General features: G+C 38.5%; 6 protein-coding genes. 3 read left to right on the top strand and 3 right to left on the bottom strand.

Annotation, left to right across the window (positions count from 1 at the left end; all coding sequences use genetic code 11):
- Window positions 1-276 (bottom strand): IS3 family transposase (locus A9G25_RS00095; protein WP_141674943.1); only part of this gene is annotated, 276 nt, incomplete at its 3' end.
- An 83-nt stretch (window positions 277-359) separates the two neighbouring features.
- Window positions 360-659, bottom strand: a complete 300-nt coding sequence (locus tag A9G25_RS00090) for an IS3 family transposase (RefSeq protein ID WP_034885636.1) — start codon at window positions 657-659, stop codon at window positions 360-362.
- 206 nt (window positions 660-865) lie between these two features.
- On the opposite strand from A9G25_RS00090, the gene A9G25_RS00085 reads away from it, so the two are divergent.
- The 3 genes from A9G25_RS00085 to A9G25_RS00075 all read left to right on the top strand — a co-directional run bounded on the left by A9G25_RS00085 (window position 866) and on the right by A9G25_RS00075 (window position 3997).
- Window positions 866-1147, top strand: a complete 282-nt coding sequence (locus A9G25_RS00085; RefSeq protein ID WP_065625228.1) for a hypothetical protein — start codon at window positions 866-868, stop codon at window positions 1145-1147.
- On the top strand, window positions 1144-1659 hold the full coding sequence (locus tag A9G25_RS00080) for an O-acetyl-ADP-ribose deacetylase (RefSeq protein WP_065625227.1): 516 nt from the start codon (window positions 1144-1146) through the stop codon (window positions 1657-1659). The genes A9G25_RS00085 and A9G25_RS00080 overlap by 4 nt, the downstream gene beginning before the upstream one ends.
- Window positions 1660-1951: 292 nt before the next feature.
- Window positions 1952-3997: a hemagglutinin repeat-containing protein gene (locus tag A9G25_RS00075; protein WP_065625226.1), complete on the top strand. Its 2046-nt coding sequence runs from the start codon at window positions 1952-1954 to the stop codon at window positions 3995-3997.
- Between the two features lie 14 nt (window positions 3998-4011).
- On the opposite strand, the gene A9G25_RS00070 is transcribed toward A9G25_RS00075, so the two are convergent.
- Window positions 4012-4638, bottom strand: a 627-nt coding sequence (locus A9G25_RS00070; RefSeq protein ID WP_065625225.1) for an IS3 family transposase, incomplete at its 5' end; no start/stop codon positions are given.

Below are 4638 nucleotides of genomic sequence, written 5' to 3'. Positions count from 1 at the left end.
AATTTGTTTTTTATCACCTACATCAAATTGTCGTTGCAGGTGATTTTCTGTGGCGGTTTCATTCACTTCCGTATTGTGAGATTGATAACGTTTAACGGTGTATTTTGATACCAGCAATAAGGCTTTCATCACCCGAGCAATGTAACGGCGTGACACCCAAATATTCTCTTTCTGTAAATCAAAACGAATTCGTCTTGTACCATAAGACTGATAGCTCTGATTAAATAGCGTTACGATTTTATCGGCATAAAGCCCTACTGATTTTTGTCTATTCAATTTACACTGATAATAAGCATAATGTCTTGATAATCCTAAATATTGACATAGCTTTGTTATGCTATAACGATGTCGATTTGCTTTTAGGATAGCGATTTTCGCCCTATTATCAGTGCTGCTTGCTTTAGAATATCGTTTTCCATACGGAGTTGTTTAAGCTCTTTACGCAACGCGATTAACTCTTGTTCTTGTGGACTGCGATTATCTTTTGTTTTAAATGAGCCGCTTTGGCTTGCTTGCGTTATCCAACGGTCCAAAGCTGATGGTGTCAAATCATATTCGGCAACGATTTCACTACGTGATTTACCATGTTGATAAAGACTGACCATTTGGTGTTTAAAATCATCTGTGAATGTTCGTCTTTTGCGTTTAATCTTATTCATATTTGTTCCTTTTTAGTTGTGATAAGTTTACCTTACCCCTTAAAAAAGTTGTATGAATTAGTGTAGCCTATCCAGAAGGATGGTATAAAATGTTAGGTCCTGATGCAAAACCTTCACAAAAATACCTTTTAAATAAACAAGGTGGAACTTTGACACCAAATGTAAGTAATATTAAAGTAGTTGACAAAAAATAGAAGATATAAAATATGAATATAAATTATTTTAAAAAAGAATTGGCGCCTAGATTAAAAAATTATAAATTAACTTATAGTTCATATCCCAATGGAGATTTTGGTTCTCTGGAACGAGTTGTCATAGAAGGAAATAATAAAATTGCTGGTATTGATTTTTGGTCTAAAGGTTGGCTAGATATTGATATTTATGATTTAGTTTTAGATGATCAAATAATGAATATCTTGTTGGATCCTTCTGAAGTAATAGAACAAAATAATGCTATTCTAAAATTTATAGAAACACTTTTAAAATGAAAAATAAAATTGAAATTATACATGGTGATATTACTAAAATTACTGTTGACGCTATTGTAAACGCAGCAAATAGTTCTCTGCTAGGTGGAAGTGGTGTTGATGGAGCTATCCATCGTATAGGTGGTAAACAAATTTTAGAAGAATGTCAAAAGATACGCTCTAAACAAGGTGGTTGTAAAGTTGGCAATGCTGTTATTACGACTGCTGGAAATTTACCAGCACAATTTGTGATTCATACGGTAGGACCTCGTTGGAATGGAGGAAATAATAATGAGGTTCAATTATTAAAAAACTGTTATTTGAATTGCTTTAAACTTGCTTATGAAAATAATATAACCACTATTTCATTCCCTAATATAAGTACAGGTATTTATAAATTCCCAAAAGATAAAGCTGCTGAAATAGCATTACAACTAATTAAATTTAATTTATTTAAATATCCTAATTTAAAAAAAATAAATATTGTATGTTATGAAGTTGATAACTATAAAATTTATTCATCATTAATTTGATGTGATAATTTTTAAAAATGATAATTAGTGATCATATAATTAAGCATATTACACTTATGTTATAAATTTATAACCATCTTAAATTTGTGTATTTACCAGTTAAAAGTGATATTAAATCTTGTCAGTAGGTTCTATAATTATTAGTGGCGAGCAGTAGTCTTAAATTGGCTTTTACACATTGTTTACCATGTTTTCAGCCATTCAAAAAATAAAACAAACACTATCTAATCACAAAAACAGGTCAAAAATATATTTATTTTATTCAATTTTTTTTAATGCTTTTTAGCGTTCCTTGCTCCAAGGTGAAAACGTCAATATCGAAGCATTAGATGCGAAAACGACGTATCAAGAAGAGTATGAGCGCAAAAAATCAGGGCTTACTATTTCGATAACAGGCACGGCGAGTGATATTTACAACGCCAACCAAACCCGAGAGCAAGCGAAAAAGCAGACCAATGAAAAAACCAAAGCGCTGATGAATATTAAAGCGGGGTTACAAGCGGGTAATGCGGCGCTAGAGGGCGGTGCTAATTTACAAAATGGCACACCACAAGCCTCGATTGGCATTAATGTCAGTTTGGGCAGTGAAAAGACCAAACGCACGGTAAACCAAGAGCAACACACCGTAGTAAGTAGTGGCGTCTCAGCGGGGCATAACCTCAGCATTATTGCGACGGGCAATGGTCAAAAAGAGCGTGGCGATATCAATATCATTGGCAGTCAGGTATCTGCCGGTCATGATGTAATGCTCAAAGCGAACCATGATGTTAACATCATCGGACAAGAAAACACGACCAAAACTGACACTAAAGAGAAGAATAGCAGTGGCTCGGTAGGCGTGGGCTATAACTTTGGTGGAGAAAAAAATGGCTTTACCATCTCGGCCAGTGCCAGCCAAAGCAAATCCCGCGAAAAAGGTAACGGTACCGATTGGACAGAAAGTGTGGTAGAGGCAGGCAATAAGCTTACGATTATCACCGGTAATGACGCCAACATTGTTGCAGGGCAAGTGAAAGGCGATAGGGTGGTGGCTGATATCGGTCATGACCTTAATATTGAATCGAAACAAGACAGCGACGAGTTCCATTCTAAAAGCACGTCAACCTCGGTAGGGGGAAGTTTTTCTTATGGAGGCTCAAGTAGTATTAATGCCTCGGCGAGCAAAACGAAAATGGACAGCAACTGGCAAAGTGTGACCGACCAATCGGGTATTTTTGCCGGCAGTGGTGGCTTTGACATTAAGGTCGGCAACAACACCGACCTAAAAGGGGCGGTGATATCATCAGAAGCGAAAGACAAGAGCCAAAACCGCCTTGACACCGGCACAATCAGCTTTAGTGATATCGAAAACAAAGCGGACTACCAAGTCAGTAGCAGCAGTGCAGGGGTAAGCTCTAGCGGCATGCCATCGATGCCAACCAGTCGCAATAAAAACGAAAGCGAACATTCGACGACGCATTCAGCGGTATCGGAAGGGACGATAATTATCCGCAATAAGGATGCTCAAAAACAAGATATCAACGAACTAAGCCGAGATACTGAGCAGGCGAATAACGAGCTCAAACACATTTTTAACAAACAAAAAGAGCAAGACATCATCGACCAAACGCAGTTAGTGAGTGAAATTGGTGGTGAAACGTTAACGATGCTTAATCATATTGACCGGATAAGAGCCGAATCCAAGGCAAAAGAAGCGGTAGAAAAAGAACAAGAAAAAGCCGCAGACAAAGGCATCGTGTTAACCGACAAGCAGCAACAAAAAATCTACGAAGACGCCTACAAAGAATCGATGAACCAAGGCATGTCAGCGATGGGCAGTGACGCCCGCCAAGGTATTGACATGGCGGTTAGTATCATCAACGGCTTAATCAGTGGTGACATGACAGGGGCAGCCGCAGGGGCACTTGCACCAAAAATTGCGACTATTATCAAACAACAGACCGAAGGAAGCACCGTTGCCAACACCGTCAGCCATGCGATACTCGGTGCGGTGGTAGCCGAGCTACAAGGCAACTCAGCTCTAGTGGGTGGCTTAGGTGCTGCTGCAAGTGAACGTGGTGCTGAGGTTATCATGGGTATTCTTTACCCAGGTAAAACAGTAGCGGAATTATCACAAGAAGAAAGACAACAAATCAGCGCCCTATCACAGCTAGCGACAGGCCTTGCAATAGCCGCTGCCGGTGGTGATATCCAAGATATCAATACAGGCGTTGCTGCAGGGAAAAATGCGGTTGAGAATAATAATTTAGCTAGAGCCGCTTGGTATCTAGTACGTCCAAGTGAAATTGGTGGACCAGTTAGTATTAATGCAGTAGATGTATTAATGGCTGAAGGTTGATCCTCGCCAAAATATTAGACAGTGCCCGCCTCTATCATTTTTTCGTTTTGGTAATATTGTTGTTCATATTGTTCAGGTGATACCCAGCCATTGGCTGAATGACGGCGTATCCGATTATAATAGATTTCAATATATTCAAATAGTGCTTTATTAGCCTGCTTCCTCGTTTTGTAGTAACAGTCATGAATAATATGTGTTTTGAGTGTATGAAAAAAACTCTCAACAACCGCATTATCAAAGCAGTTGCCTCTTCGACTCATGCTTTGCCTTAGCCCATATTGTAACAATAATTGCTTGAAATCAGCACTGCAATATTGGCTTCCTTGGTCACTATGAATGAGTACATTTTTAGGAAAGTGACGCCGAAATAAAGCTTGTTTTAATGTATTACACACTAAATGGCGGTCTATGTAGCGACTGGTTTGCCTAGCAATCACTTTTCGTCCATATAAATCGATAATCACCGACAAATATAACCAACCTTCACCCGTTTTAATATAAGTAATATCGGTTACCCATGTTTTATTAGGCTTATCAGGATTAAATTGCCTATCTAACGTGTTGGGCGCAATATTGTGATGAGCCTTGTCTGTTTTATGCTTGAATTTACGTGCTGCTTTACTCCGTAATCCCAATTGTTG

It is taken from the genome of Gilliamella sp. Bif1-4 (assembly GCF_001690535.1).
Lineage (GTDB): Bacteria > Pseudomonadota > Gammaproteobacteria > Enterobacterales > Orbaceae > Gilliamella > Gilliamella bombi.
This window is presented reverse-complemented; position numbering and strand designations above follow the sequence as displayed.

Excerpts from the sequence above, each read along its gene's own strand:
- A9G25_RS00090 (WP_034885636.1), bottom strand. The coding sequence starts at position 659 with ATGAATAAGATTAAACGCAAAAGACGAACATTCACAGATGATTTTAAA.
- A9G25_RS00085 (WP_065625228.1), top strand. The coding sequence starts at position 866 with ATGAATATAAATTATTTTAAAAAAGAATTGGCGCCTAGATTAAAAAAT.
- A9G25_RS00080 (WP_065625227.1), top strand. The coding sequence starts at position 1,144 with ATGAAAAATAAAATTGAAATTATACATGGTGATATTACTAAAATTACT.